The sequence below is a fragment of the Cypionkella sp. PAMC25878 genome, assembly GCF_058135695.1.
This window is the reverse complement of record NZ_CM176871.1, coordinates 4,177,377-4,201,197: the sequence shown is the minus strand read 5'-3', so window position 1 is coordinate 4,201,197 and position 23,821 is coordinate 4,177,377. Positions and strand designations below refer to the sequence as shown.

At 59.3% G+C, this 23,821-nt stretch carries 26 protein-coding genes and 1 tRNA gene; 16 read left to right on the top strand and 11 right to left on the bottom strand.

What is annotated here, in order from left to right:
• Window positions 1–36: 36 nt before the first annotated feature.
• The 3 genes from ACS5RD_RS20735 to ACS5RD_RS20725 all read left to right on the top strand — a co-directional run bounded on the left by ACS5RD_RS20735 (window position 37) and on the right by ACS5RD_RS20725 (window position 1,292).
• Window positions 37–438 (top strand): helix-turn-helix domain-containing protein, encoded by a 402-nt coding sequence (locus ACS5RD_RS20735; protein WP_489928946.1) that lies wholly within the window; start codon window positions 37–39, stop codon window positions 436–438.
• Window positions 435–707, top strand: coding sequence for an FAD assembly factor SdhE (locus ACS5RD_RS20730; RefSeq protein WP_489928945.1), 273 nt, complete (start codon window positions 435–437; stop codon window positions 705–707). The genes ACS5RD_RS20735 and ACS5RD_RS20730 overlap by 4 nt, the downstream gene beginning before the upstream one ends.
• Before the next feature lie 87 nt (window positions 708–794).
• Entirely contained in the window at window positions 795–1,292 is a 498-nt protein-coding gene (locus ACS5RD_RS20725) for a MarR family winged helix-turn-helix transcriptional regulator (RefSeq protein ID WP_489928944.1), read from the top strand.
• A 22-nt stretch (window positions 1,293–1,314) separates the two neighbouring features.
• On the opposite strand, the gene ACS5RD_RS20720 is transcribed toward ACS5RD_RS20725, so the two are convergent.
• The 3 genes from ACS5RD_RS20720 to ACS5RD_RS20710 all read right to left on the bottom strand — a co-directional run bounded on the left by ACS5RD_RS20720 (window position 1,315) and on the right by ACS5RD_RS20710 (window position 5,898).
• Window positions 1,315–3,378 carry a capsule polysaccharide biogenesis protein gene (locus ACS5RD_RS20720; protein WP_489928943.1) on the bottom strand — a complete coding sequence of 688 codons (2,064 nt, stop codon included), beginning with the start codon at window positions 3,376–3,378 and terminating at the stop codon, window positions 1,315–1,317.
• 7 nt (window positions 3,379–3,385) lie between these two features.
• Window positions 3,386–4,519, bottom strand: coding sequence for a polysaccharide biosynthesis/export family protein (locus tag ACS5RD_RS20715; RefSeq protein WP_489928942.1), 1,134 nt, complete (start codon window positions 4,517–4,519; stop codon window positions 3,386–3,388).
• A gap of 89 nt (window positions 4,520–4,608) precedes the next feature.
• Window positions 4,609–5,898, bottom strand: a complete 1,290-nt coding sequence (locus ACS5RD_RS20710) for a capsule polysaccharide biogenesis protein (protein WP_489928941.1) — start codon at window positions 5,896–5,898, stop codon at window positions 4,609–4,611.
• Window positions 5,899–6,057: 159 nt separating this feature from the next.
• On the opposite strand from ACS5RD_RS20710, the gene ACS5RD_RS20705 reads away from it, so the two are divergent.
• From ACS5RD_RS20705 to ACS5RD_RS20670, 8 genes are all read left to right on the top strand, one after another.
• Window positions 6,058–6,654: a riboflavin synthase gene (locus ACS5RD_RS20705; protein WP_054006928.1), complete on the top strand. Its 597-nt coding sequence runs from the start codon at window positions 6,058–6,060 to the stop codon at window positions 6,652–6,654.
• Between the two features lie 3 nt (window positions 6,655–6,657).
• The gene (locus ACS5RD_RS20700) at window positions 6,658–7,209 is read left to right on the top strand and encodes a hypothetical protein (RefSeq protein ID WP_489928940.1); all 552 of its coding nucleotides are present in this window, start codon (window positions 6,658–6,660) and stop codon (window positions 7,207–7,209) included.
• A gap of 202 nt (window positions 7,210–7,411) precedes the next feature.
• A complete protein-coding gene (gene ribB / locus ACS5RD_RS20695; protein ID WP_054006930.1) occupies window positions 7,412–8,506 on the top strand; it encodes a 3,4-dihydroxy-2-butanone-4-phosphate synthase in 1,095 nt (364 codons plus the stop codon).
• Between the two features lie 3 nt (window positions 8,507–8,509).
• Complete coding sequence (locus tag ACS5RD_RS20690; protein ID WP_489928939.1) at window positions 8,510–9,010, top strand: 6,7-dimethyl-8-ribityllumazine synthase; 501 nt, start codon at window positions 8,510–8,512, stop codon at window positions 9,008–9,010.
• Window positions 9,007–9,480: a transcription antitermination factor NusB gene (gene nusB / locus ACS5RD_RS20685; RefSeq protein WP_054006932.1), complete on the top strand. Its 474-nt coding sequence runs from the start codon at window positions 9,007–9,009 to the stop codon at window positions 9,478–9,480. Before ACS5RD_RS20690 ends, nusB begins: the two co-directional genes overlap by 4 nt.
• Window positions 9,481–9,574: 94 nt before the next feature.
• Window positions 9,575–9,943: an META domain-containing protein gene (locus ACS5RD_RS20680; RefSeq protein ID WP_489928938.1), complete on the top strand. Its 369-nt coding sequence runs from the start codon at window positions 9,575–9,577 to the stop codon at window positions 9,941–9,943.
• Between the two features lie 352 nt (window positions 9,944–10,295).
• Window positions 10,296–11,141, top strand: a complete 846-nt coding sequence (locus tag ACS5RD_RS20675; RefSeq protein ID WP_054007176.1) for a DUF481 domain-containing protein — start codon at window positions 10,296–10,298, stop codon at window positions 11,139–11,141.
• A gap of 316 nt (window positions 11,142–11,457) precedes the next feature.
• Window positions 11,458–11,919 carry an MmcB family DNA repair protein gene (locus tag ACS5RD_RS20670; protein ID WP_489931413.1) on the top strand — a complete coding sequence of 154 codons (462 nt, stop codon included), beginning with the start codon at window positions 11,458–11,460 and terminating at the stop codon, window positions 11,917–11,919.
• Here the strand turns inward: ACS5RD_RS20670 and ACS5RD_RS20665 are convergent.
• Window positions 11,897–12,112 (bottom strand): DUF6324 family protein, encoded by a 216-nt coding sequence (locus tag ACS5RD_RS20665; protein WP_054006934.1) that lies wholly within the window; start codon window positions 12,110–12,112, stop codon window positions 11,897–11,899. The two genes, ACS5RD_RS20670 and ACS5RD_RS20665, sit on opposite strands and share 23 nt — an antisense overlap.
• Window positions 12,113–12,214: 102 nt before the next feature.
• Here ACS5RD_RS20665 and ACS5RD_RS20660 point away from each other — a divergent pair.
• Window positions 12,215–12,291 (top strand) — tRNA-His (locus ACS5RD_RS20660).
• A 104-nt stretch (window positions 12,292–12,395) separates the two neighbouring features.
• Window positions 12,396–14,714, top strand: a complete 2,319-nt coding sequence (locus ACS5RD_RS20655; RefSeq protein WP_489928937.1) for a Tex family protein — start codon at window positions 12,396–12,398, stop codon at window positions 14,712–14,714.
• Here the strand turns inward: ACS5RD_RS20655 and ACS5RD_RS20650 are convergent.
• The gene (locus ACS5RD_RS20650; RefSeq protein ID WP_489928936.1) at window positions 14,711–15,910 is read right to left on the bottom strand and encodes a UbiH/UbiF family hydroxylase; all 1,200 of its coding nucleotides are present in this window, start codon (window positions 15,908–15,910) and stop codon (window positions 14,711–14,713) included. The genes ACS5RD_RS20655 and ACS5RD_RS20650 overlap by 4 nt on opposite strands.
• A gap of 71 nt (window positions 15,911–15,981) precedes the next feature.
• Window positions 15,982–16,623, bottom strand: coding sequence for a pyrimidine 5'-nucleotidase (locus tag ACS5RD_RS20645; RefSeq protein ID WP_489928935.1), 642 nt, complete (start codon window positions 16,621–16,623; stop codon window positions 15,982–15,984).
• 92 nt (window positions 16,624–16,715) lie between these two features.
• Here ACS5RD_RS20645 and ACS5RD_RS20640 point away from each other — a divergent pair, with 92 nt between their 5' ends.
• Window positions 16,716–17,351 (top strand): GntR family transcriptional regulator, encoded by a 636-nt coding sequence (locus tag ACS5RD_RS20640; protein WP_054006938.1) that lies wholly within the window; start codon window positions 16,716–16,718, stop codon window positions 17,349–17,351.
• A gap of 18 nt (window positions 17,352–17,369) precedes the next feature.
• Here the strand turns inward: ACS5RD_RS20640 and ACS5RD_RS20635 are convergent, their stop codons facing one another.
• Together ACS5RD_RS20635 and carA are read right to left on the bottom strand one after the other, a co-directional pair.
• Window positions 17,370–19,244, bottom strand: coding sequence for a glycosyltransferase family 2 protein (locus tag ACS5RD_RS20635; protein ID WP_489928934.1), 1,875 nt, complete (start codon window positions 19,242–19,244; stop codon window positions 17,370–17,372).
• 76 nt (window positions 19,245–19,320) lie between these two features.
• A complete protein-coding gene (carA, locus tag ACS5RD_RS20630) occupies window positions 19,321–20,493 on the bottom strand; it encodes a glutamine-hydrolyzing carbamoyl-phosphate synthase small subunit (RefSeq protein WP_489928933.1) in 1,173 nt (390 codons plus the stop codon).
• Between the two features lie 174 nt (window positions 20,494–20,667).
• On the opposite strand from carA, the gene ACS5RD_RS20625 reads away from it, so the two are divergent.
• Entirely contained in the window at window positions 20,668–21,120 is a 453-nt protein-coding gene (locus ACS5RD_RS20625) for a GatB/YqeY domain-containing protein (protein ID WP_489928932.1), read from the top strand.
• 7 nt (window positions 21,121–21,127) lie between these two features.
• On the opposite strand, the gene ACS5RD_RS20620 is transcribed toward ACS5RD_RS20625, so the two are convergent.
• Window positions 21,128–21,442 carry a VOC family protein gene (locus ACS5RD_RS20620; protein WP_489928931.1) on the bottom strand — a complete coding sequence of 105 codons (315 nt, stop codon included), beginning with the start codon at window positions 21,440–21,442 and terminating at the stop codon, window positions 21,128–21,130.
• Between ACS5RD_RS20620 and ACS5RD_RS20615 the strand changes: the two genes are divergently transcribed.
• Window positions 21,423–22,510, top strand: a protein-coding gene (locus ACS5RD_RS20615; protein WP_489928006.1) for an IS3 family transposase whose coding sequence is annotated in 2 segments (ribosomal slippage) — window positions 21,423–21,678 and window positions 21,678–22,510 — 1,089 coding nt in all. Because the reading frame shifts where the segments join, the coding sequence is not laid out codon by codon here. The genes ACS5RD_RS20620 and ACS5RD_RS20615 overlap by 20 nt on opposite strands.
• Window positions 22,511–22,748: 238 nt before the next feature.
• Here the strand turns inward: ACS5RD_RS20615 and ACS5RD_RS20610 are convergent.
• Together ACS5RD_RS20610 and ACS5RD_RS20605 are read right to left on the bottom strand one after the other, a co-directional pair.
• Complete coding sequence (locus ACS5RD_RS20610) at window positions 22,749–23,237, bottom strand: DUF2244 domain-containing protein (protein WP_489928930.1); 489 nt, start codon at window positions 23,235–23,237, stop codon at window positions 22,749–22,751.
• A gap of 29 nt (window positions 23,238–23,266) precedes the next feature.
• Entirely contained in the window at window positions 23,267–23,770 is a 504-nt protein-coding gene (locus tag ACS5RD_RS20605) for a hypothetical protein (RefSeq protein WP_489928929.1), read from the bottom strand.
• Between the last annotated feature and the right edge of the window lie 51 nt (window positions 23,771–23,821).

Here is a 23,821-nt window from a genome sequence, read left to right as displayed (position 1 = left end):
AAGCAATCAAGCGATATCACCTTATGGAGAGGCAAGATGGCAGAAACCACCAACGAAACATGGTATAGCGAAGCAACAGCAACCTTTGGCGACAGGCTGGAGGCCGCGCGCGAATCCTGCGCGATGAGCCAGATCGAACTGGCGCAAAGATTGGGTGTGCGTGACACCACGATCAAAAGCTGGGAGGCTGATGAGTGGGAGCCGCGTGGCAACCGTTTGCAGATGTTGGCCGGGATGCTGAATGTCTCGTTGATGTGGCTGCTCTCGGGCAAAGGCGAAGGCGTGGCGGCACCAGATGCGCGCGCTCCGCTGGTTTTGCCTGTACGCAGCATGTTGGCCGACATCACGCAGTTACGTCGGAAAATGCAGGTGCTGGGCGTGGAATTGATGCAGGCTGAGCAGAAACTGGCAACTGAATTGCGTGGGATGACATCATGAGCGAAACGCAGGATGCTAGGCTGAAACGCATGTCGATGCGCAGCTGGCGGCGCGGCATGAAAGAGATGGATCTGATTTTGGGGCCATTTGCCGATGTGCATTTGGCTGCAATGTCGGAAGATCGGCTGATTGCTTTCGATAAACTTTTAGAAGAAAACGACCAAGATCTACTGCCTTGGGTTTTGGGGCAGTTGCCTGCCCCAACTTATCTGACTGATTTAATAGTAGAAATTGGCTGCTTCGCGCGAAGGCGACTGACTGCGCGTTAATTTGCGCCAAAATCGTGGCGAGTTTACGATATGTTTTTGTTTTGTGACGATTCTATCCGCAGTTGCCATCGCTCGCGGAGTTAATAAATGAGTTTACATGACCCCCTGCTGGACGGCTCGCAAAAGCTGTTGATGGCGGGCTATCTCGACAATCTGGCGTTGTTGGAGCGGCTACATCGGCTGCTGTTGGACGTGATCAAGGATGAATTTGAACGAATGGCGGTGCTTGAGATCAACTCGGTTCAGGCGCTCTTGTTGTTCAACATCGGCGAGAATGAGGTGACCGCCGGAGAGTTGAAGTCGCGCGGTTATTATCAGGGCTCGAATGTGTCGTATAACCTGAAAAAGCTGGTGGACTTGGGCTATATGCACCATCAGCGCTCGGAAGTTGACCGCCGTTCGGTACGGGTGCGACTTAGCGAAAAGGGCCGCCGGGTGCGTGGGATGCTCACCGATTTGTTCCAGCGCCATGCCGAAGGGCTGGCGAAGCGGGGGCTGGTCGATGCCAATAACATGGAAAATATGAACCAATCGCTGAAGCGGATAGAGCGGTATTGGACCGAGCAAATCCGGTATATTTACTAACCAGCAGGCCAGAAGGTCTTGGTTAACGCCAGAACCGGGAATAGGTGGCAAACCGCCCCTGTAGCTTTGCCAGAAGGCGAAGTCCCAGCCCGGTTGGGGTATAGGTGCCTGTGGCCAAGCGGTGGATCACCACTTCGGGCGGGCAGGGTTTGCGGCTGACCGGATCGTAATAGCGCGGATAGGCGATCAGGGCGGCATGGGCGAGGGCCAAAAGGCTGGGGCGGGGCAGCGGATGGCCGTCTTTGGCTTGTTTGCGCCGCAGAGGAACCGGGCCGAGATCTTGGGTCAGGCCCCATCCGGCGTAGAACGGTGCGCCGAGGCAAGTAACACGCTTGCCGCGCAGCAGGGCCTCAAATCCAAGCAGCGAGGTCATGGTGACGACGGTGTCACAGGCCTCGATCAGGTGAATCGGGTCGGCGTGGTGGGCGATAATGTCGGCTAGGCCGCGCAAGGTTTGGTCGGGAATAGCGCCGGGGCGCAGGCCGGCTTCGACATCGGGGTGGGGTTTGTAGATGATTGTCGCGTTGGGATGCGCTGAACGGGCGGCTTGCAGTAGGGCAAGATTGGTGCGGATGTCCCCCGCGCCAAGGCGGATGGAGGCGTCATCTTCGACCTGACCGGGGACAAGCACGCGCAGGCCATCAGGCAGATCGGGCAGGTTGCCGGAGAGGTTGTATTTCGAGAGGCGCGCGGTGATCAGATCGGCGATGAGTTTCTCGGCGCGGCGGGCGGCATCTGGGGGCAGCGGGGTTTGGATCAGTTGTTCAAGGCGGCTTTCGCGGGTGGGATCGTAGTAAATGCCGAGATCGTCGGTGACGAGGGACAGCGGCGGCACGAGTTCGGCACCCAGGCCCCGCGAGCGTACAAAGCCATCTTCGACGCGGCGGTTGGTCAAGGCTTCGGGCAGATCAGCGGGTTCTTTGCCTGCCCAGACCAATAGGCCCCGGCCCGTCGCGCGGGCATTGGCGATGGCTTTCGCGGGATTATCCTGGAAAATCATCGACTTTTCGCGACCGAATACGGCTTGCAACCGAGCGCGTTTCCACACGCGCATCCCAAGGGCGACATGACCGAAACGGTCTTCGCGGTGGGCGCGGGCTTCGGCCTCGAGTTGATCGACAGCCTCTTCAAAGCTGCACAACCGGTTCCGGCAGGGATCGACCCATGTGGGGGCAAGGATCATCGCGGCTGCGAAAAGCTGGGTTTTGGTCAGGCTGCGTCTACGGCGATCCAGCGGAAAAGCGTCGGCGGTCAGGCCCCATCCGGTGTAGAACGGCTGGCCAAAGACGCTGGGGCGGTGGCCTGCGAGGATCGCCTCAAACCCCAGTTGCGATGATACGGTGTAGACCGCGATAGCGCCCTCCAGCAGGGCCCAAGGCGAGACGGGGGTGGCCAGCAGGCGGATGCGGTCGGTTTGATCGGCAGCGGTGAAATGGCCGCGACGCAGCCCGAGTTGCGTCTCGGGATGGGTCTTGATCACGATGCGGGCATTGGGGTGTTCGCTTTGCGCGGTGGCCAGCATCTCGGCAAAGCGGGTGGCATTGGCCCCGGAATGGCGGATCGAGGCATCGCCTGCGGTTTGATCCACCACCAGCACATAACCGGGAGCGGGCAAGGGGACGTCTAAGAGGTGAAGATTGTATTTTGACAAGTCTAGGGCGCGGATTCTGGCAATACCGTCCCTTGCGCGGGTCAAAAGGTTCGAATCGTCTAAGGGCTGTTTTGCGAGGATCGCCTCTAACGTAGATGGCGTGGCGCTGTCAAAATGCACGCCAAGGCCGTCGATCAGTAGGCCCAAGGGCGCGTCGCCCAAACGACCGGGGCGGATTGAACGCAGGAAAGCATCCTCGATGCGGACCAAGGGCAGGTTATAGCGGGCGGCAATTGCCTCACCGCGCCGCGCGTAAGGCGAACGGCCCCAGACCACCACGCCATCCTCGGGGCCGGGCAGGCCAAGGTGCAAGTCATGCCCGGCGCGCGCGAGTATTCGGCGCAGGTGGGGTTGGCGAAGGAAGCCTGCGTTGAAATAGAAAAGCCGCCGGGGAATGATCCCGGCGGCTTTGGTATTTGGTCCGACTAAGGTCAAGACCGCCTCACTGCCCCGTGGTGGCGATGTTGTTGGCGGCTTGGGTGGAGCCCGAAATCGCGGACAGGGTTTTGGTCCACTGTACAAACGGTGCTTCGGTGACATAGACGGTGTCACCATCGCGGATCAGGAAATCACGCGCCTCAAACATGCCGGTCGGTTGAGTAAGATCAAGCACATAGACCATGCGCTGATCGCCCTTCAGATCGCGACGGCCCAGCACGGAATTGGCAACCTCGGCAGGTTCATTGCGGAACACGAAGACGCCAGTCGGGTCTGCGGTGCCGGTGTTCAGGCCGCCAACTGTGGCCAAAGCCTCAATCGCGGAGAGGGTTTGGGTTTCAAACGGGATCTTGCTTTGCGACCCAGTGGCCCCCATCGCCACGAAAGAGCGGGTGTCTTTCTCGACGGTGATCTTGTCGCCGGGACGCAAGGCGATGTCGAGACCGGGGTTCGAGAACAGATCCTCCAGCCAGACCTTGCCGGATTGAGTGCCGCGCGTGACGCGCACGATGGCGACAGCGGGTTCAATCGTCACGCCACCAGCTTTCGACAGCATCGCCGACAAGGTGCGGGTGGGGCGTTCGATCGGGAACACCCCGTTGGCCCCGGCAAATCCGGAAACCGAGACGGTCGAACCATCGCCAGCCAAGCGTTGCACCGAGATTTGCGGATCAGGCGTCTGGGTGTCGAGCTTTTTGGTGATAATGTTGCGCAAACCGTCGGGCGATTGGCCCGCCGCTTTGATTTTCCCGGCATAGGGCACAAAGATGTAGCCCGCGCCATCGACCTGAATCTCAGTCAGCGCCGATACACGCTGGCCGGTGTTGCCGAGCAGGGGATCATCCTTGACGTTTTCATAGATCGTCAGGCCCAACACATCACCGGGCGAGATCACGTCTGATCCAACCACCCCGGCATTGCGGAAGGCCGAACTGAACCCCAGCGCTGGCGTCACCGCCGTGGCGCGGGTCACCCGCGCGTTGACCGTCACAATAAAGGCGTCGCCCTGTTTCAGGACTGAGCCTTTGTAAATTTCTGCCTTATTGGGGCCAGAGCGCGGCAGGCCACAGGCCCCGACCGCACTGACAAGCGCCACAAGGGCAAGGGCCTTCGCCCCCCTTGATCCGGTAATTTTCACTGCCCGGGCTCCTTTAACTGGATTTGCCTCAAGTTTTGCCTGTAAGGCTACAGAAAGACGAAACAAAATGCCAGTCTTGGTTTCTTTGTTCACTTGACGAGGTGCAACTGTTGCCGTGGTGCCGCTTTGCCCGAGGTGAGTGCATCATAGGGATCTTCAGCTTGCAGCATCATATCTACCACCTGTCGTAGCAATTCCCTGCGCCCGCGCGAACTGTAGAAGCCGCCCGGTACTTGACTGGTTTCCAAGAGATAATGGCGATAATCGCGATAAGCGCGGCTGTCGGGGCGGGTTGGCAGGGTGAAGAAGTCTTTCAGATTTTGGGTCGAGACGAATTCCGGCTTGGCATAGACCGCAGCGCCGAAGGTTTTCAGCGGCAATCCGCGCCACAGAACTTGCTGGGCGGCGGTAGAGTTCACCGTCACAGCGCTGCGGGCGTGGTTTAGCAGGGCGGCTAATTTTCCCCCGCGCACGAAATGCACGCGAGAGGTGACTCTGTGCAGCGCGGCCAAGCGCTTGATTTCATGAGCAACCGGGACACGGCCATCTTCCAGCGGATGCGCTTTGAAGACGATATGGTGATGCGGGGCGGCTCCCTTGGCGAAGCCTTCGATCACCAGCGCCAGAAACTCGGTCATGGTTTTGAACGGCGAATGCATCTGGAAACTGGCGTCATGTTCCAGTTGCAACAGCACAAGATGATAAGGGAAACCGCCGTGTTTGATGCGGAAGGTGGCGGCAATCCGCTCCCACCGATGCACGGGGAGGAGCGCAAAGCGTTTGACATAAAGCCAGAATTCTTGCCCGACGCTTAGCGCACGATGCGGTTTAAAATTGCGATAATCCCAGAATCCGGTCATCACGAACCAATGATAGAGCGCGCCCCAAAACATGTGCTGACGCATATCGCCCCAACGGGCGGGGGCGTCGGGGAGTTCCATGTCCAGAGCCTCCAGCGCCTTTTGCATCTGCGGCACCGTCATCTGCATCAGCCGCGAATTGCCGTTCGACCCCCCCCTTTCGTAGCTGATCCAATAGGGACGCAGGTAGCCTTCCTCGAACACATGTACGGTGATGCCAGCGGCGCGGGCGGCTTGCACAGCTATCGCGTGGATTGGTCGGGTGTCGCCGTAGAGCACGATATCGGTGATTTGCTTTTGTTCCAGCACGCTGCGGAAGGCCAAAGGCCAGTCTTGCAGCGTGCCTTTATAGGCGATGTAGCTGGCCTCGGACGTCCAAAACGCGCGGTCGCCGCGGTTAAACCCCACCCGCCAGACCTGCGCGCCAGCAAGCACCAGCATTTTGCCAAGGCGGTGGAAATAGGGGCCGTGCGGACCCTGAAGAAACAGAAAGCGGCGATCTTGACCTGAACCTGACATGTTACTCGCGTTTTTAGTCTGAATGCGCCGGAGGGTTCCAGAATAGAAGGGGAAAATTGCGGCCTTGTGAACCCTAACACGAGAAGCGCGGCGAATTTGAGGCGATTGCGCAAGCCCGGCGCAGGCGGTAGCTTTGAGGCAAATCATGAGGGCCAAGCGATGTTTACCGGAATTGTCACCGATATGGGCGAAGTGCTGGAGCTGGAGCAGCGCGGCGATCTGCGAGCGCGGATCGGCACGGTCTATGATGTTGCCCGCGTGGATATTGGCGCGTCGATCGCCTGCGAGGGGGTTTGTTTGACGGTGGTGGCGCTGGGGACTTCTCCGCGCAACTGGTTTGATGTGCAGATTTCGGCGGAATCGGTCTCGAAAACCAATCTCGCGGGGTGGAAGATCGGCAAAAGGCTGAACCTAGAGCGGGCGTTGAAGGTGGGCGATGAATTGGGCGGGCATATCGTCTCGGGCCATATTGATGGCGTGGCCGAAGTGGTGCGGATTGTGCCCGAGGGCGACTCTGTGCGAGTGACATTTCGCGCGCCAGAGGCTTTGGCGAAGTTTATCGCGTCGAAAGGCTCGGTTGCGCTGAATGGCACGTCTTTGACGGTGAATGAGGTCGATGGCTGCGATTTTGGCATCAATTTCATCCCGCATACCCAGGCAGTGACGACGTGGGGCGAGGTCAAGCTGGGCGATAAGGTGAACCTAGAAGTCGATACGATGGCGCGCTATGTGGCGCGGCTGCGCGAGTGGGAATAGGCCGTGACGGGCTTAGGGCATAACGGCGGGCCTTCGATGCAGCCGGGGGTGGCGTGGCGGACGCATTGTTGGCGGGCGGCACGTGAGCAGTTGTTGCCGACCCTGCCGATTGAAGTGGTGCGGTTGCGGGTGAAGCGGGCGCGGGATTTGGGTTTGGAGTATAAGACCTACGCCTCGGTCAGGGTGGCGACGGGGCATGATCTGATCGCGTTTCTGTTTTCCTCGAACGCATTGCGATTGGTGCGGGGGTGCGCGAGCTTGCCGCTGGATCGGGCGGAGAAGCTCGATGCGATGACCTGCGCGCGGATTGCTTTGGCGGTGGCTCCGCTGTCAGTCCAAGCCGTGCTGGTGAATCCGCAGATTGATCAAGCGCATCCCGCACCCTTTGCATTGGCGAAATTTGCCGAGGCGCGGGCGGCGGTCCGGGCAGCTTTGGGCAAAGTGCCGGGGGATCGGGTGTTGCTGGTCGGCGATCTGGCTTTGGAACGGGATTGGTGTGCGGCGGGGCGGCTTGCGGGCTATCTTCCTGCAGAGCGGTTTTTCGCGGGCTTTTAGGCTTGGGCTTTTCGACTAAGCTTGGGCTTGTTGACGCCAAGCAGCCTCCGGCGGGAGTATTTTTGCCAAGATGAAGCCGCAAATTTTAGATAAATTTTAGGCCGTCACTGGGCGATTTGCACAAGCACTGTTCGGCAGCGCGCTCTGGCTTTTGGCGATCTTTGGCGCTATTGGCAAAGTGAGAGTTGCAGGAAGCCAGATCATGACCACACGCACGGAATACTCGGACGCTATCTCGTCCGTTGAGGAAATCATCGCAGACGCCCGCAATGGCCGGATGTTCATTCTGGTCGACCATGAAGATCGCGAAAACGAAGGCGATCTGGTGATCCCGGCGGAAATGGCCACGGCTGAGGCAGTGAATTTCATGGCGACGCATGGGCGCGGGCTGATATGCCTGACGCTGACTGGGGCGCGGATTGATGCTTTGGGGTTGCCGCTGATGGCCTCGAAAAACTCCAGCCGTCATGAGACTGCGTTTACCGTCTCGATTGAGGCGCGCGAGGGGGTAGAAACCGGGATTTCCGCCCAAGATCGCGCGATCACGATTGCGGTGGCGATTGATCCGAAATCTGCACCGAGTGATCTGGCGACGCCGGGACATGTGTTCCCGTTGCGGGCGCGTGACGGTGGCGTGTTGGTGCGGGCGGGGCACACGGAAGCTGCGACCGATATTTCCCGGCTGGCCGGCTTGAACCCGTCGGGGGTGATCTGCGAGATTATGAAGGATGACGGCACGATGGCACGGCTGCCGGATCTGGTGGCGTTTGCGCAAAAGCACAATCTGAAGATCGGCACGATTTCCGATCTGATCGCCTATCGGCGGCGGCATGACAATCTGATCAAAGAACGCTCGGTCAAGCGGGTGCAATCCTTGCATGGTGGCGATTGGCTGATGCGGATATTCGCCGATGAGACCCATGGCGATGAGCATGTCGTGCTGACCAAAGGCGATCTGTCTGGCGATGCTCCGGTGCTGGCGAGGGTGCATACGCTGAACGCGCTGGAGGATGTGCTGGGCATTGGTGACGATCATGTCGGTGATTTGCAGGGCGCGATGCGGGTGATTGCTGCCGAGGGGCGTGGGGCGATTGTGCTGTTGCGCGACACCTCTATGAAGGTTGAGGCGGGCGAGGCTTCTCCCCACACCTTACGTCAGTATGGTTTAGGCGCGCAGATTTTGTCGGCGCTGGGTCTGAGCGCGATTACTTTGGTAACAAATTCCAAGGCTCCGAAAGTGGTGGGCCTGGACGCTTATGGGCTGTCGATTGTCGGCACCCGTGCGATTGCGGAGTAGATCATGGCTGCCAGTGAAACCCATTACGCCCTGCCGCTGCCCGAGTTTTCGGCCCCGGTGAAGCTGCTGATCGTGGTGGCACCTTACTATAAGGACATCACAGATCAGCTGGTGGCGGGCGCGCAGGCGGTGGCTGCGGCTTGCGGCGCGACAACTGAGGTGGTCGAAGTGCCGGGGGCGCTGGAAGTGCCGTCGGCGATTGCTCTGGCCGAGCGGATGGCAGAGTTTGACGGCTATGTGGCGTTGGGCTGCGTCATTCGTGGTGAGACGACGCATTACGATACGGTGTGCAATGACAGTTCCCGCGCGATCACCATGCTGGGGTTGCAGGGTGCCGCGATTGGCAATGGCATCCTGACGGTGGAAAACCGCACGCAGGCTGAGGTGCGTGCTGAGGCCGCTGGGCAAAACAAAGGTGGCGGCGCGGCCGCTGCGGCCTTGCACCTGATCGCCTTATCGCGCAAATGGGCGACCGACACCAAAGGGATCGGTTTTCGTCCATGACTTCCAACACCGCCAAGCCTGACAAGAAGCAGATGAAATCAGCCGCCCGGCTTTATGCCGTGCAGGCGTTGTTTCAGATGGAGGCCTCAGGGCAGACCGTCGAGTCGATCCGTCGCGAGTTTGAAACTCATCGCTTCGGGGCGATTTATGATGGCGACGAGATGGCCGAGGGCGATGTCACACACTTCCGCGCCGTCGTTGATCATGCGGTGAACTTTCAGGCGATGATTGACCAGATGACCGACCGCGCGCTGGTGGCGAAATGGCCGATTGATCGGATTGACCCGGTGATCCGCGCGTTGTTCCGTGCCGCCGGGGCGGAATTGACCCAGATGATTACGCCGCCGAAAGTCACGATCAACGAATATGTCGATGTCGCCAAGGCATTTTTCCCCGAGGGGAAAGAGTCAAAATTCGTCAACGCGGTGCTGGACCATATGGCGCGCGAAGCGAAGCCCGAGGCATTTTAAGTTCCTAGGTCAATTAAGTTTCGGGGCCAAATTTTTTCCAAGGATATTGCTTTGGCGCGCGTCAAAGCTTTGTCGGTTGTGAAAGGACTATGCGATGAAACATCTCTGGATGGCGGCGCTGATGCTGGTGGCTTGTGTGGAGACCGGGCAGGTGGGCACCGATTGGGTGCTGGCAACGGTCAATGGCGCGGCGGTGGATTATACCGCAACGCTCAGCTTGGCCGAGCCGGGACGGGTTACAGGCCAAGCGCCCTGCAACCGCTATTTCGCCGATGTGGCGCGGGACAGCGGGGCCTTTGAGCTGGGCATGATTGGCACCACACGGATGGCCTGTTTGCAGATCAAGGGCGAGGCGGAGTTCTTCCAAACGCTTCAGGGCATCGAGATGGCTGACGAAACGCCAACCAAACTTACGCTGACCGGGGCGGGTCATCAGATGGTGTTCGTGCCAGCGACGCAGTGATCCGCCGATACAGAGATTTCGGCGCTGATCACGCGGCTCTTCGGGCTGTTTCTGCGGTTTTCGCGCAACACTGGCATGTTGCCGCTGCAGCGTAGCAGGCGAAAAACTCCCAAATTTGGCCTGTTTAACGAGGCCATCCAAGACCCTCGGGCTGGTTCCATCACGTTTCTGCAATAGTGGCTTTGTTACAGGATTTGGGCAGAACCTCGCCACAAATTTTAGGATTTCGGCGGAAAAATGATGTGAAATCATTTGCTTGGCATCTGCTCTTGAATGACCTTCCCTGATGAAACATTTGCACTGCAGCGCCGGAAAGCTTCGACGCAAGGGATAGATGTTGAAAGGACGGATCATGAAGAACGTAACTCGTATCGCGGCAGTATCCGCATTCGCTCTGGCTGTTGGGTCGCTGCCTGCGGTGGCACAGACAACGCTGCTGGGGTCGTCTGCGGTTGACGATCAGGTCGACGACTTGGCGATCAAAGCCAACCGTGACATGGCGCGTGGCAATGATGAGATGCGCTTTGGCAATCAGGACATGCGCCAAGGCATGTCGGGTTCGGCCTCGCTGGGCTACAGCGGCAAGACCGGCAACAATGAATCGCAAGAGTTTTCGGCTGGGGCGCGGTTGCGTTTCAACCAAGACCGCTTCGTGCAGACCCTCAGCTTTGTGGTTGACTATGCCGATGCCGATAACGTGAAATCGAAAGAAGATGTGTTGGCAGTCTATGACGCCAACTATTACTTCACCGACAAGATTTACGGCTTTGTCTTGGGCCGAGTTAACTCGGACGGTTTGGCGCAAGACGCGGTCGACCCGTCCACCTCGGTGTCGAAAGATGCGTTTTTGGGCTTTGGTCCGGGTTACCGCATCGTGAACAACGAGAACATCGCTTGGCGCGTGCAGGCGGGCGTGGGTATCAGCTATCTGGAATTCGGTGATGACCGCAGCACCACTGAATCAGCGGGCATCGTGTCGTCGCGCTTCTTCTATAAGTTCAACGACAACGTTTTTGCCAGCATGGATACTGATGTCCTGAAATCGGACACCGCGCTGCGCATCGGCAACGACTTGGGCGTGAGCTTTAAGGTGACGGACGCGTTCTCGACCCGTGTCAGCTATCTGACCGACTATAACGACAGCCGCGCGATCCGCGCGGACAACAAACTGGGCGTGTCGCTGGTTTACGGCTTCTGATCTGATTCGAGCCTAAGATGCGGAAAAGGGGACAGCGTACTGTCCCCTTTTTCATGCGCTGGGTAGAAGTGGCGGGCCCGCAGCGGCCGTGACGGCGTGAATTTCCCGAGAGCCTGAGTGTTCAGGTTGGTCGCCAGGTAGCAAGACCAGGATCTTGCCAGAGCCAGCTCCCTCGGAGATGCTTATCGGCCACTGGAAAAGGGCCATACACGAGAAGAGCAGAACCCGCCAAGGCTGAATGTAGGCTTGGGGGGGGCTGATGGCAAGGGGCCTGACGGGCCTTGCGAGGTGTTCACGTTTGGTTCATATTTTGCCGATGGATATGGAAAACCTCTTACCGCCGATGCCCGGCCAGCGCCTTGCGCGTGGGGTGTGTCGGGCCATGCGGCAGTCTGATTTCGTGACAGTGGAAGAACTGGTGCCGACCCCCGGTCTGCGGGTGGATGTGATGGCATTGGGCCCCAAGGGCGAAATCTGGATCATCGAATGCAAATCCAGCCGCGCCGATTATAGGGCGGATCAGAAATGGCAGGGCTATCTGGAATGGTGTGATCGGTTTTTCTGGGCGGTGGATGGCGATTTTCCAACCCAACTGCTGCCAGAGGCGTCAGGTTTGATCATCGCCGATGCCTATGACGCGGCGATTCTGCGAATGGGGCCGGACACGCCACTGCCCGCTGCCCGCCGCAAAGTGATGCTGCAAAAATTCGCCCGCCACGCGGCGCTGCGGTTGCAAACCTACCGCGATCCCGGTGTCAGCGTTTTTTCTTCGGTTTAGCGCCGCCTGCAATCGCCCGCGCGGCTTCGGCGGCCGACATCAGTTCTTCGGCGATTTCCTCGGCCTCGTCGGCATCAAAGTCCAACGGCAGTTCGATGCCGCCATCGGCTTCGATATAGATCCGCACCATGCCCAGCTCGGTTGGGCCGATCTGGATATTGGCGGCGATATCGCTTTGCTTGTCGATGCCCATCTGGCTGTTCCTTTATCTTTGCATTGGGGTAGCAAGTGGGGCAAACTTTGGCAATCCTGCCCTTGCAATCCGGCGAGGGCGGCGTTAAATCCCCACTTGCGTGCCGCGTTAGCTCAGTTGGTTAGAGCACTAGATTGTGGATCTAGGGGTCCCCCGTTCGAGCCGGGGACGTGGTACCATCTCTCCTTTCAGCCTTGGTTAAAGCCCGCTTGGCCCGCAGTGCGGCTCTTGGCCCCAGCGCTTTGCGGCTGTATGGTCGGCCTTCCAAGTGAAGGACCAAGCCATGACCCCCGAAGCGACCCGCCGTATACCCCTTGTTATTGCAGCAGAAATTGGCGCGACTGCGGCGCAGGTGACCTCCGCCATCACGCTGTTGGACGAAGGATCGACGGTGCCCTTCATTGCGCGTTATCGCAAAGAGGTGACGGGCGGCTTGGACGACACCCAACTGCGCAACCTGGCGGAGCGGTTGGTGTATTTACGCGAGTTTGAAGCGCGGCGGGCGGCGATTCTGGGCTCGATTTCCGATCAGGGCAAGCTGACCGATGCTTTGTCCGGGGCTTTGGCAAAGGCCACGACCAAGGCTGAGTTGGAAGATATCTACCTGCCCTACAAGCCGAAGCGCCGTACGCGGGCGATGATTGCGCGCGAAAATGGGCTGGCTCCACTGGCAGAGGCGATTCTGGCGGATCGGGCGGCGGACCCTGCGGTTTTGGCGAAGGGGTTCGTGACCGAAGCTGTGGCGGATGTGAAAGCTGCCTTGGAGGGCGTGCGAGATATTATCGCCGAAGGGCTGTCCGAGGATGCAGCGCTTTTGGGTCGGTTGCGCGGTCATATGAAGCAGATCGGGCGGCTGAACGCCAAAGGCGTGGCGGGCAAAGAGCTAGCGGGCGCGAAGTTCTCGGATTACTTCGCGCATAACGAGGCGTGGGCGGGCGCGCCAAGCCACCGCGTGCTGGCGATGCTGCGCGGGCAGAACGAAGGTTTTCTGACGGTTGACCTAGAGATTGACCCTGATGCGCCGAAGGGCGACAGCCCGGCAGAGCGGGCTTGTGCGGCAGCATTGAACGCCTCGGGTCGGGGCACGGGCGACGCTTGGCTGCGTGAGGCTGCGGCTTGGGGCTGGCGAGTTAAATTGAAAACCTCTCTGACGCTGGATTTAATGAGCGAGTTGCGGGAGCGGGCAGAAGCCGAGGCGATTGCGGTTTTTGCGCGCAATCTGAAAGACTTGCTACTGGCGGCACCGGCGGGCGGTAAGGCCACAATGGGGCTTGATCCGGGGATCAGGACCGGGGTGAAGGTTGCGGTGGTGGACGGCACCGGTAAGGTTCTCGCGACCGATACCGTCTATCCGTTTCAGCCGAAAAACGATCTGCGCGGCGCGCAGGCGGCGATTGCGCAGGCGATTGTCAAGCATGGGGTCAAGCTGATCTCAATCGGCAACGGCACGGCGAGCCGCGAGACCGAGAAAATGGTGGCTGACCTGTTGGCGCTGTTGCCGGGGGCGGAAAAGCCGGTGAAAGTTATCGTCTCCGAGGCGGGGGCTTCGGTCTATTCGGCGTCAGAGCTGGCGGCGAAAGAATTTCCGGGGCTGGACGTATCTTTGCGGGGTGCGGTGTCGATTGCGCGCCGACTGCAAGACCCGCTTGCCGAACTGGTTAAGATCGAGCCGAAAGCCATCGGCGTCGGCCAGTACCAGCACGATGTCGATCAGCACCGCTTGGGCCGCAGCCTAGAGGCCGTGGTGGAAGACGCGGTGAACGCGGTTGGGGTTGATCTGAACACGGCATCTGCGCCGTTGCTGGCACGGGTATCGGGTGTCGGGCCGGGGCTGGCGGAGGCGATTGTCAGCCACCGCGACGCCAATGGACCGTTCGCAACCCGGCGCGAATTGCTGAAAGTGGCGCGGCTGGGGCCGAAAGCTTTTGAGCAGGCGGCGGGATTTTTGCGAATCTCGGGTGGCAAAGAGCCGCTGGACGCAAGTTCGGTTCACCCGGAAGCCTATGATGTGGCACGCAAAATCATTGCGGCTTGTGGCCGGGATATTCGCGCGTTGATGGCGGACCCGGCGGCGCTGAAGGGCCTAGATCCGCGCAGCTTTGTCGATGCGAAGTTCGGTTTGCCCACGGTAAAAGACATTCTCGCCGAGTTGGAAAAGCCCGGTCGTGACCCCCGGCCCAGCTTCAAGACCGCGACTTTTGCCGATGGGATTGAGGATATCAAAGACCTTAAACCCGGCATGATGCTGGAAGGCACCGTCACCAATGTCGCGGCTTTTGGCGCCTTTGTGGATATTGGTGTGCATCAGGATGGGCTGGTGCATGTCAGTCAACTGGCTGACAAATTCGTCAAAGACCCGCATGAAGTGGTTAAGGCGGGCGATGTGGTGAAGGTGCGGGTGGTCGAGGTTGACGTGCCGCGCAAGCGCATTGGCCTGACGATGAAATCCGACAGTGGCGAGGCGCGCGAGCAGGTGCGCGAGCGTCAGCAGGATCGCGCACCGCAGCCGCAGCGCGGAAAGCCTCTGCCAACCTCCGCAGGGTCATCGGGCGGTAGCAGTGCTTTCGCCGATGCGTTGAAGGGCAAGTTCAACAGCCGTTAACGCAGGCCCAACCCGGCTTTCATCAGCGTTTTGCGCACCGGAGCGACGGAATAGAATGCATTCAATGCCCCTGCGCGCAGATCGCGCAGGAATTGGCCCTCGATCATCGAGGCGCGGTTCAGCGCGTCTATGCCGGTCACCCGCGCCTGTACGTCAAAATGGCGGCGGCGGTGGTAGGTATCGAGCATCTTGGCACTGCCGAGTTTGGCAGGATCAGCCTGCGCCAGTTCCAGCAGCACGGCCAGATCGGCGAGGCTCATGTTCAGCCCCTGCGCCCCTATGGGAGGGACGACATGTGCGGCTTCGGCCATTAGGGCAACCCGCTCACCCGCCATCCTAGCCGCGATTTGACTGATGATCGGCCAGGCCGAACGCCGCGAGGCGAGGGTTAGTGGGCCGAGAGTTTGGCAGGACCGGGCATTGATCGCGGCCTCGAAGTCCGGAACAGGCAGGGCGGCGAGGCGCTGTGCTTCTGGCCCGGTTTCCATCCAGACCACGGCAGAGCAGGGCAAGCCAGCGCGATCGGGAAGCGGCACGAGGGTGAAGGGGCCGCCAGAGCGGTGAATTTCGGTTGAGACGTTATCATGCGGGATGGGGTGAGTGACCGCAAAAGCCAGCGCTTTTTGCCCATAGCGGGTGGTTTTAATGGGAATACCAAGGGCTGCGCGCATGGTAGAGGCCCGGCCATCGGCGGCGATCACCAGTTTTGCGCTGACTTTGCGGCTATCAGACAGCGTCACCAAAGCCTCGGATTCGCGGGTCAGCAGGGCAGTCGTGGCGATGCCGGGCAGGAACCTGACACTCTGCAGATCGGCCAACCGGGCGACCATCTCACGCCGCAGCAACCAGTTTGGCAGGTTCCAGCCGAACGGGGCATTGGAGAGGTCTGCGGCGTTGAAGTCTTTGATAACACGCGGCTCGATGGCCTCGCCGCCCGCGTCGATGATCCGCATGATTTGCAGGGCGGCGGCGAAGGGTTCCAGCCGCGTCCACAGACCAGCGGCTTGCAGTACGGGAATCGACGGCTGCAAAAACGCCGTGGTGCGCAGGTCTGCGCCATCGGCTTCGGCATCTGTGACGGGGGGGCTGGGGTCGGCGCAAATGACCGAAAAACCAGCGCTGCCAAAAGCTGCGGCGGCGGCGAGGCCAGCGACGCCACCGCCAGAGATCAGGATATCGGTGGAAATGCGTGTCATGGCGATCCCTTTGCCGATAATTTTAGCGAGATTTTGGCGGAAAGCGAGGCGACAAAGCGTCTCGGGTCTGCCTACACCAGCGTGGCGAGAAAACCTGCCAGATCATCGGTGTGATGCTGAATATGCAGCGCTTTCAGTGCCTTGGGCGCGACATGCACGGTTTTCATCCCTATCTGATGCGGGGCCATCAGGTTGCGCGGATCATCTTCAAACATCGCGGCTGTTGTGGGATCAAGACCGTCTTGCGTAAAGATCGTCTCAAAGGCGGCGCGTTCAGGTTTGGGGCGAAAACCCGCGTGTTCCACACCGTAAACCGCGTCGAACAGGCCCGACAGCCCGCGCGCTTCCAACACGCGATGGGCATAAGGCGCGCAGGCATTGGTGTAGACGATGCGACGACCGGGCAGGGCGCGGATGCGGGCGGCAAGATCTGGATCGGCCGGAAGCACGGAGAAATCGATATCATGCACGTCTTGCAGGTATGGCGCGGGGTCGATGTCATGCTCTCGCATTAAGCCGGCAAGCGTCGTGCCATAACTGTCCCAATAGTGCTGACGCAAGCGGTCCGCCTCGGTCTTGCCGACGCCAAGCGCGTTCATCACCCAAGCCGTCATCCGCAGCTCAATCTGATCGAACAGCCGGAACTGCGGCGGATACAGCGTGTTGTCCAGATCAAAGACCCAAGACGTGACATGTTGAAACTGTTTTTTCATCCTGCAGGGATAGCCTGAAGCTTTCTGCGCAGCAATCGCTTGATCCTACGGCGTGGGCGTTTAGTGTCGCCCGACAAGGAGGAGCCCACGCCGTGCAGAAGGATGCTTACACATTAATCCTCGAGTCGATCGAGGCCGGGATTCACAAACCGGGGGATCGGTTGGTCGAATCGGAGCTGGCCGAGCGGCTCGGGGTGTCGCGCACTCCGGTACGCGAGGCGCTGCAACGGCTGGAAACCCAAGGCATGCTGACGCGGGACGGTCGCAGTTTAATCGTGGCCTCGCTGGATCACAACCAGTTGGCGGAACTTTACGTCGTGCGTACCGAATTGGAGGGTCTGGCGGCGCGGTTGGCGGCCCGTCATGCCTCGGATGAGGAAATCCGGGTGCTACGTGGCATGGTCGAGGAGGATCGCGCGCTGCTGGGCGGTGATCCCCGTGCCCTCAGCCGGGCCAACAAGCGGTTTCATCGGTTGATTCACCTCGCCAGCCACAATCGCTTTCTGGTGCAGCAGTTGGATTTGGTACACCGCTCGATGGCGTTGATGGCGACGACAACTTTTGCGGCTGCCGGTCGTGATGAAGTGGCTTTGGCCGAGCATGATCAGATCGTGCTTGCGATCGAAGCCCATGATGGTGAGGCAGCCTATTTGGCGCTGAAATCGCATATCTCGAAGGCGTTTGAGACCCGGCTGCGGGTGGATTCTGGCGAGTTGAAGACGCGATAATCTTTCAAGACCAATGTGTTATAGGCCAAAATGGCCATGGCTGGTTTTGTCCCAGTAGAACGGTTTTGTCATCAATTCCCACAGCGCCTTATAGGCGGCGAGCGTTGCCAAAGGGTGATAAAGCGTCAGTGTCAGCGCCCACAGCGGATTAAGTCCATGTTTGGTGCGGCGCATCCCTGCGATGTCAAAGAAGATGGTCAGAACAGCAGTCGCCATCATAGCAAGATAAATCGCCTCAAAAGCCGTGCCGCCGATAGCGTTCGGCAGTGGGTGCTGAAACCCGAATGGGATCAGCCACAGCGACCATAGCAAAGGCGCCAGAAGGGCTTGCAGGATCGAGCCTAGGAATTGCACCTGAAAACCGATGAAGCACCGCGGCCCGAGTTGCTGCCACAACAGGCGTGGGTCGCGCATATGGGTGATCCAAGTCATCATATAGCCCTTGATCCAGCGCGAGCGTTGCTTGACCCATGGGAACGAGCGGCAGTTGGCTTCTTCAAACGTCGTGGTGTCGATCAACTCGGTGCGGTAGCCGTGGCGGAACAGCCGCAGGCCCAAATCGGCGTCTTCGGTGACATTTTGCGCATCCCAACCGCCGAGGTCTTCCAAGGCTTTGCGCCGAAAGAACAGAGTGGTGCCGCCAAGTGGGATCGCCATCCCCATCCGTTCAATCCCCGGCAGGAACACGCGGAACCACGAGGCGTATTCGATGGTGAAACAGCGGGAAAGCCAATTGCTGCGCGGGTTGTAGTAGTCAAGCTGGCCTTGAAGGCAGACCACCTCTGGGCCGCGCTGATGAAAACGGTCAACGATTTTGCGGATCTGGTCAGGTTCGGGCGCGTCTTCGGCATCGTAAATTCCGACGATCGCGCCCCTGCAATGATCCAACGCATAGTTCAGCGCCCTTGGTTTGGTTTTAACGGTGCCATCCGGCACCACGATCACCCGCATCCACCCCGGCAAATCACTGGTATTCAGCGCGTTGCGGGTCATCTTGTCTTCTTGTTCGACCACCAGCAGAATATCCAGCAATTCCCGCGGATACTCCAGCCGGTCAAGCCTTGCCGTCAGTTTTACTGCGATGTTGCTTTCGCGGTATAGAGCCACCATCACCGAAACTACAGGCAGATGGGCGATCATGGTGGCGTTGCGCGGCTCTGGCGCGGGCCTGTGCATCAGCACAAGGGCGAATAGCTTCATGATATTGGCGGAAAACATGCCAGTCAGCGCTATGGAAAATACCGCAACCAGTGCCGCAACAGGTTGAAACAGCGCGAAAATTCCGATGATGGCGGCAAGAACTGCGGCCGGTTTCTGCAAGGTGGTGCTGTGATAGGCACGACAGCTTTCCAAAGCGGGAACGCGGGTTTCCGAGGCATGGGCAAGGCGCGCGCCATGCGCCGCCAGTAGAGCGGATTCGATCTGAATCATGGGGGCAACAGCCATCGCCACGGAGCCAAAGCTATCTTCCAACCAAGCGCGGTGGCGGATGAACAGATCAGGATAGGCGGTGACGATCACCGTGGCTTGCCCGACTTTGCGCCAAGGCAGCAGGCCTTCCCGCAGCGCCGTGACATGGTTAAGCTGCGCCGTCAGACGTGGGTCGGGGGGCAGCGCCATCAAATCGACGCGGCCAACGTCCCAGTGCTGGGCGATGCAGTCATAAAGTGCATCCGGCGGCACGGCACAACGTGCCAGCAGCATATCCGCCAGATGCCTACGATGGTGCGTATGCTGGGCGAGCACTTGCAGCATGACATGCGGCTGCACCACTCTGTCTTGCATCAACTTTGCCACCAGCGTCTGCACCGTTGGCCGCGGCAACACCACCGGGTTCGGCGCAGCTATGCCGGGTAGAAAACGATGGATCGGGCGAAGCGGGGTGACGGACATCATTCCTCCGGGCAGCCCGTAAAGACTGCACCGGAAGAATTAATGCTTGGTTAACAGCGCCTGAAAACTTCGGGCTTTAAGCCGTGCGGCGGGCGCGAATGGCTTCGGCGAACCGCTCAAACAGATAGTAGCTGTCTTGTGGGCCCGGCGAGGCCTCGGGGTGGTATTGCACCGAAAAGATCGGCTTGCCATCGACCGCGATGCCGCAATTCGAGCCATCAAACAGCGAGACATGGGTTTCTGACACGCCTTTCGGCAGGGTTTGGCTGTCCACCGTGAAGCCGTGGTTCATCGAGGTGATCTCAACCTTGCCAGTGGTCAGGTCTTTCACCGGATGGTTGGCACCGTGGTGGCCGTGGTTCATTTTGACGGTGATGGCCCCCAAAGCCAGCGCAAGCATCTGATGGCCAAGGCAAATCCCGAACAGCGGCAGGTCGCGGGCCAACACTCCTTGGATCATCGGCACCGCATATTTGCCAGTAGCTGCCGGATCGCCGGGGCCGTTGGACAGGAACACGCCTTCGGGGTTCAGCGCCAGTACGTCTTCAGCCGTCGCAGTCGCAGGCAGCACCGTCACTTCACAGCCAGCCGAGGCGAGACAGCGCAGGATATTGCGCTTGGCACCGTAATCAATGGCGACGACGCGCAAGCCCGCGCCCTCACGCTTGGTATAGCCGTCCGGCCAAGCCCACAGCTGCTCGTCCCAACGGTAAGATTGCGTGCAGGACACGTCTTTCGCCAGATCAAGGCCAACAAGACCCTTCCAGGCTCGGGCTTTCGCGACCAGCGCACCGATGTCAAACTTGCCCTCGGGATCATGCGCCAAAGCCACATGCGGCGCGCCTTGTTGGCGAATCGCACGGGTCAGGCGGCGGGTGTCGATGCCGCCGATGCCGATGCGGCCCTTTTGCAGCAGCCACGCTTGCAGATCGGCGGTGGAGCGCCAGTTCGACGGCTCAGTCGGGTCCCATTTCACCACCATGCCAGCCGCAACCGGGGTGGCCGTCTCGTCATCCTCAACATTGACGCCGGTGTTGCCGATATGCGGGAAGGTGAAGGTGACGACCTGACTGGCATAGGACGGGTCGGTCATGATTTCCTGATAGCCGGTCATTGCGGTGTTGAACACCAATTCCGCCACCGTCTCGCCCACCGCACCAAAGCCGTGGCCGTAGAACACCGAGCCATCGGACAGTGCGATACAGGCGGTCGGGCGCGATGCTTGGTGAGATTCGGAGGCGGTGGACATGGCGGAGGCTCCTGTCGGCAAAATCTGGCGGACACTAGTGGCAGGGGCTTGCAGGGTCAAGGGTTTGCCGCAAAAGGATTCCATCGCAAGATCAATGGCTTGTGGTTTTGGCCTGCGGTTGCGCCAAATCCGGTGGGGGTGTATGGTCTGCGAAAGTTTTAAGGAGTGCGAAAGATGGAGTTGCGTGAGCGTCTGCAAGCGGCAGTCAAAGAGGCGATGAAGGCGAAACAGGCGGAACGGCTTTCGACGCTGCGCATGGTGTCTTCCGCGATCAAAGACCGCGAAATTGCCGCGCGTGGCGAGGGTGCAGAGGTCGGCGAGAACGACATTCTGACGCTGCTGGGCAAGATGGTGAAGCAACGCCAAGAATCCGCCAAGGCCTATGCTTTGGGCGGTCGGGCGGAGTTGGAAGCCAAAGAGCTGAACGAAATCAAAGTGCTGAATGAGTTCCTGCCGCAACAGGTGACGGGTGCTGATCTGGAGGCCGCGATTGCCGCAGCCGTGGCCGAAGCGGGGGCCACCAGCATCAAGGATATGGGCCGAGTGATGGCGGTGCTGAAGGCCAAGTATACCGGCATGATGGATTTTGGCGCGGTCGGTGCGCTGATCAAGGCGCAGCTCAGCTAGCGCGGTCTCAGCCGACAGGGGTGCAAATCTCGATCAGCGTGCCTTCGGGCGCGCGGACATAGGCAAGCGTCTGTCCCCAGAGCATCTCGGTGATCGGCTTGACTAGAACGGCCCCGGCAGAGGTGGCGCGGACAAGGGCTGCAGCCACGTCATCCGTCTCAAATGCCAATTCGTACGACGGCTTGGCGGGCGGTTCGGTGGCCACGTCTTTGCCGATCGTGGCCATCAGAGGGTAATCCCCCCCGAAAGTAAGGGGCTGCATAAGTAGAATTTTCTCGCCAAGATGAACGAGGAGATTCTGAATGAAGACAAGCAGATACACTGAGGCGCAGATTCTTGCGATCCTGCGTCAGGCCGAAGGCGGTGTGCCGGTGGCAGAGCTGTGCCGCGAGCATGGCATGAGCAATGCGTCGTTCTACAAGTGGCGGGCGAAGTATGGCGGCATGGATGCGTCGCTGATCAGCCAGATGAAGGCCATCGAGGACGAGAACCGCCGGCTGAAGCGGATGTATGCGGACCTGAGCATGCAAGCCGACCTGCTGAAAGAGGCTCTCGGAAAAAAATGACGCGGCCATCTCAACGCCGCGAGATGGCCGAGAAAGCGGTGGCGCGACACAAGGTCAGCATTGCGCTGGCCTGCCGGGCCTTCGGGGTCAGCGAGACCTGCTATCGCTATGGCCCGAAGTTAAAAGCCGAGAACGAAGAGATCGCCGACCTTCTGGTGGGTCTGACCGACGCCCGCAAGACCTGGGGCTTTGGGCTGTGCTTTCTGCATCTGCGCAACGTGAAGGGCCATCCGTGGAACCACAAACGCGTCTATCGGATCTATTGCGCCTTGGAACTGAACCTGCGGATCAAGCCCCGCAAGCGGCTGAAGCGGGACAAACCTGATGTGCTTGCTGTGCCCGAGGCACCCAACATGACCTGGTCCATGGACTTCATGGCAGATCGCCTCGGTGATGGCCGTGCGTTTCGGCTGCTGAACGTGCTGGATGACTTCAACCGCGAGGGGCTGGGTATCGAGGTTGACTTCTCGCTACCCGCCGAAAGGGTCATCCGGAGCCTGGACCGGATCATCGAATGGCGCGGCAAACCCGGCACCATAAGGGTCGACAACGGCCCGGAATACATCAGTGGCAAGCTGCTGATCTGGGCTGAGAGACAGGGCATCACGATCCAGCACATCCAACCCGGCCAGCCGCAGCAGAACGCCTACATCGAGCGATACAACCGCACCGTCCGGCATGAATGGCTCGACCAATACATCATCGAAACCATCGAGGAGGCACAGGATCACGCCACACAATGGCTATGGACATACAACAACGACCGCCCGAACATGGGCATCGGCGGCATCACACCCGCCCAGAAACTGAAAATGGCCGCGTAAGTTCTACGGATGCACCCCGTTAAAAATGGGGGGATTACCAGAGCATGTGAGGAAAACGCAAGTTTGGTGGCCCCGGTGATCAACTCGCCATAATCGCCGCCTTCGTGAAGGAAACCGATCTCAAAGCCAAACGCGGCCTGGTAAAATTCAGCGTCTCCGGCACCGAAGCGACATAGAGGATGGTGTAACGGTAGATCATGGCCGAACCCTTCTGTGCATGGCTGCGAGTGTGCCGTGACTAGCGCAGGGCGGCAAGCCGTTTGCGCAAATCAGCTTCCAGTGCCACACGGTCCTCGGGCGGCAGAAACGCCCCGAGTTCCACCTCGCGCCCGTTGCCCGTCAGGGTCAGGTAATCGGGCACAGGGCCTTTGGTTTTGTGCAGCGTAACGCGGACCCAATGCGGGTTGGCCTGCCACTCCTGACGGTTCCCGCGCGGGCCGTGGCGGGTCAGGGTAATCTCTGTGGCTGTGAGGGTCAGATCCTCAAGAATTTCGCCGTCTTTGTAGCTGCGATTGAGCGCCCCCCAAATCCCTGCGATGGCAGCGATCAGAAATGGCAGCATGCCCCAAAGCACTGGCGAGCCGATCAGCACGAGCAGCGGCAAAGCGATCAGGGCAGCGGTTCCACCAATGAACCAAACCATCCCGCGCCGGGGCAGCGAGCGGTAGGGCCACAGATGCAGGCGTTGGGTATTGTCGCCGGAAGGGGGAAGCCATTCGTAGGGCATATCACTCGGTTTTGTTGGGCGAGCAGGGACTATTCAGATCTGGTCCAAACACCTTCAAATGTAACTTCGCCCCGTGATCCATCATCCTGCAACAAATAGTATCTATTGTTGATATGCATGATGTTGCTGAGACCATAGCTGTCAAACAACACCAAGTCCCCTTCGGGGTTCACCGACTTCACCACCGAGTAGTGCGTGAAATCCTCTATACTGATGTAGACAATAGCTGGGCATTTGCTTGGAGAGACAGTTTCTTCGAGCTCGAGCTTTTGTTTGGGGCCTGTCATTTCATTGAAAAGCCAAACAAAGTGTTCTGGATCAATTCCTTCCGCCAAGAGACCTTCGAGAGTTCCTTCCTTACTTTTGGTCAGTGCTTCGTCTTTGGAGACTGCCTTGATACCTTTTCGGAAGATTTTTGCCCCAAGTTTGAAATCTATTTCTCCCTTAGATTCCAAATGCAGGAAATTGATGATCGCATAAAGACTGCAAAGGTAGTCAAGCGTGCCCTGTTGAAGAGGAAACTTGGGGGCCATTTTTCTATCACTCCAATCTATTTAGACTCAATAAAAAGCCCCGCATCTCTG

Bases quoted from the DNA above. Each gene is read 5' to 3' on its own strand.
- ACS5RD_RS20735 (WP_489928946.1), top strand. From the start codon at position 37: ATGGCAGAAACCACCAACGAAACATGGTATAGCGAAGCAACAGCAACC.
- ACS5RD_RS20730 (WP_489928945.1), top strand. From the start codon at position 435: ATGAGCGAAACGCAGGATGCTAGGCTGAAACGCATGTCGATGCGCAGC.
- ACS5RD_RS20725 (WP_489928944.1), top strand. From the start codon at position 795: ATGAGTTTACATGACCCCCTGCTGGACGGCTCGCAAAAGCTGTTGATG.
- ACS5RD_RS20710 (WP_489928941.1), bottom strand. From the start codon at position 5,898: ATGTCAGGTTCAGGTCAAGATCGCCGCTTTCTGTTTCTTCAGGGTCCG.
- ACS5RD_RS20705 (WP_054006928.1), top strand. From the start codon at position 6,058: ATGTTTACCGGAATTGTCACCGATATGGGCGAAGTGCTGGAGCTGGAG.
- ribB (WP_054006930.1), top strand. From the start codon at position 7,412: ATGACCACACGCACGGAATACTCGGACGCTATCTCGTCCGTTGAGGAA.
- ACS5RD_RS20690 (WP_489928939.1), top strand. From the start codon at position 8,510: ATGGCTGCCAGTGAAACCCATTACGCCCTGCCGCTGCCCGAGTTTTCG.
- nusB (WP_054006932.1), top strand. From the start codon at position 9,007: ATGACTTCCAACACCGCCAAGCCTGACAAGAAGCAGATGAAATCAGCC.
- ACS5RD_RS20680 (WP_489928938.1), top strand. From the start codon at position 9,575: ATGAAACATCTCTGGATGGCGGCGCTGATGCTGGTGGCTTGTGTGGAG.
- ACS5RD_RS20675 (WP_054007176.1), top strand. From the start codon at position 10,296: ATGAAGAACGTAACTCGTATCGCGGCAGTATCCGCATTCGCTCTGGCT.
- ACS5RD_RS20670 (WP_489931413.1), top strand. From the start codon at position 11,458: ATGGATATGGAAAACCTCTTACCGCCGATGCCCGGCCAGCGCCTTGCG.
- ACS5RD_RS20665 (WP_054006934.1), bottom strand. From the start codon at position 12,112: ATGGGCATCGACAAGCAAAGCGATATCGCCGCCAATATCCAGATCGGC.
- ACS5RD_RS20655 (WP_489928937.1), top strand. From the start codon at position 12,396: ATGACCCCCGAAGCGACCCGCCGTATACCCCTTGTTATTGCAGCAGAA.
- ACS5RD_RS20650 (WP_489928936.1), bottom strand. From the start codon at position 15,910: ATGACACGCATTTCCACCGATATCCTGATCTCTGGCGGTGGCGTCGCT.
- ACS5RD_RS20645 (WP_489928935.1), bottom strand. From the start codon at position 16,623: ATGAAAAAACAGTTTCAACATGTCACGTCTTGGGTCTTTGATCTGGAC.
- ACS5RD_RS20635 (WP_489928934.1), bottom strand. From the start codon at position 19,244: ATGTCCGTCACCCCGCTTCGCCCGATCCATCGTTTTCTACCCGGCATA.
- carA (WP_489928933.1), bottom strand. From the start codon at position 20,493: ATGTCCACCGCCTCCGAATCTCACCAAGCATCGCGCCCGACCGCCTGT.
- ACS5RD_RS20625 (WP_489928932.1), top strand. From the start codon at position 20,668: ATGGAGTTGCGTGAGCGTCTGCAAGCGGCAGTCAAAGAGGCGATGAAG.
- ACS5RD_RS20610 (WP_489928930.1), bottom strand. From the start codon at position 23,237: ATGCCCTACGAATGGCTTCCCCCTTCCGGCGACAATACCCAACGCCTG.
- ACS5RD_RS20605 (WP_489928929.1), bottom strand. From the start codon at position 23,770: ATGGCCCCCAAGTTTCCTCTTCAACAGGGCACGCTTGACTACCTTTGC.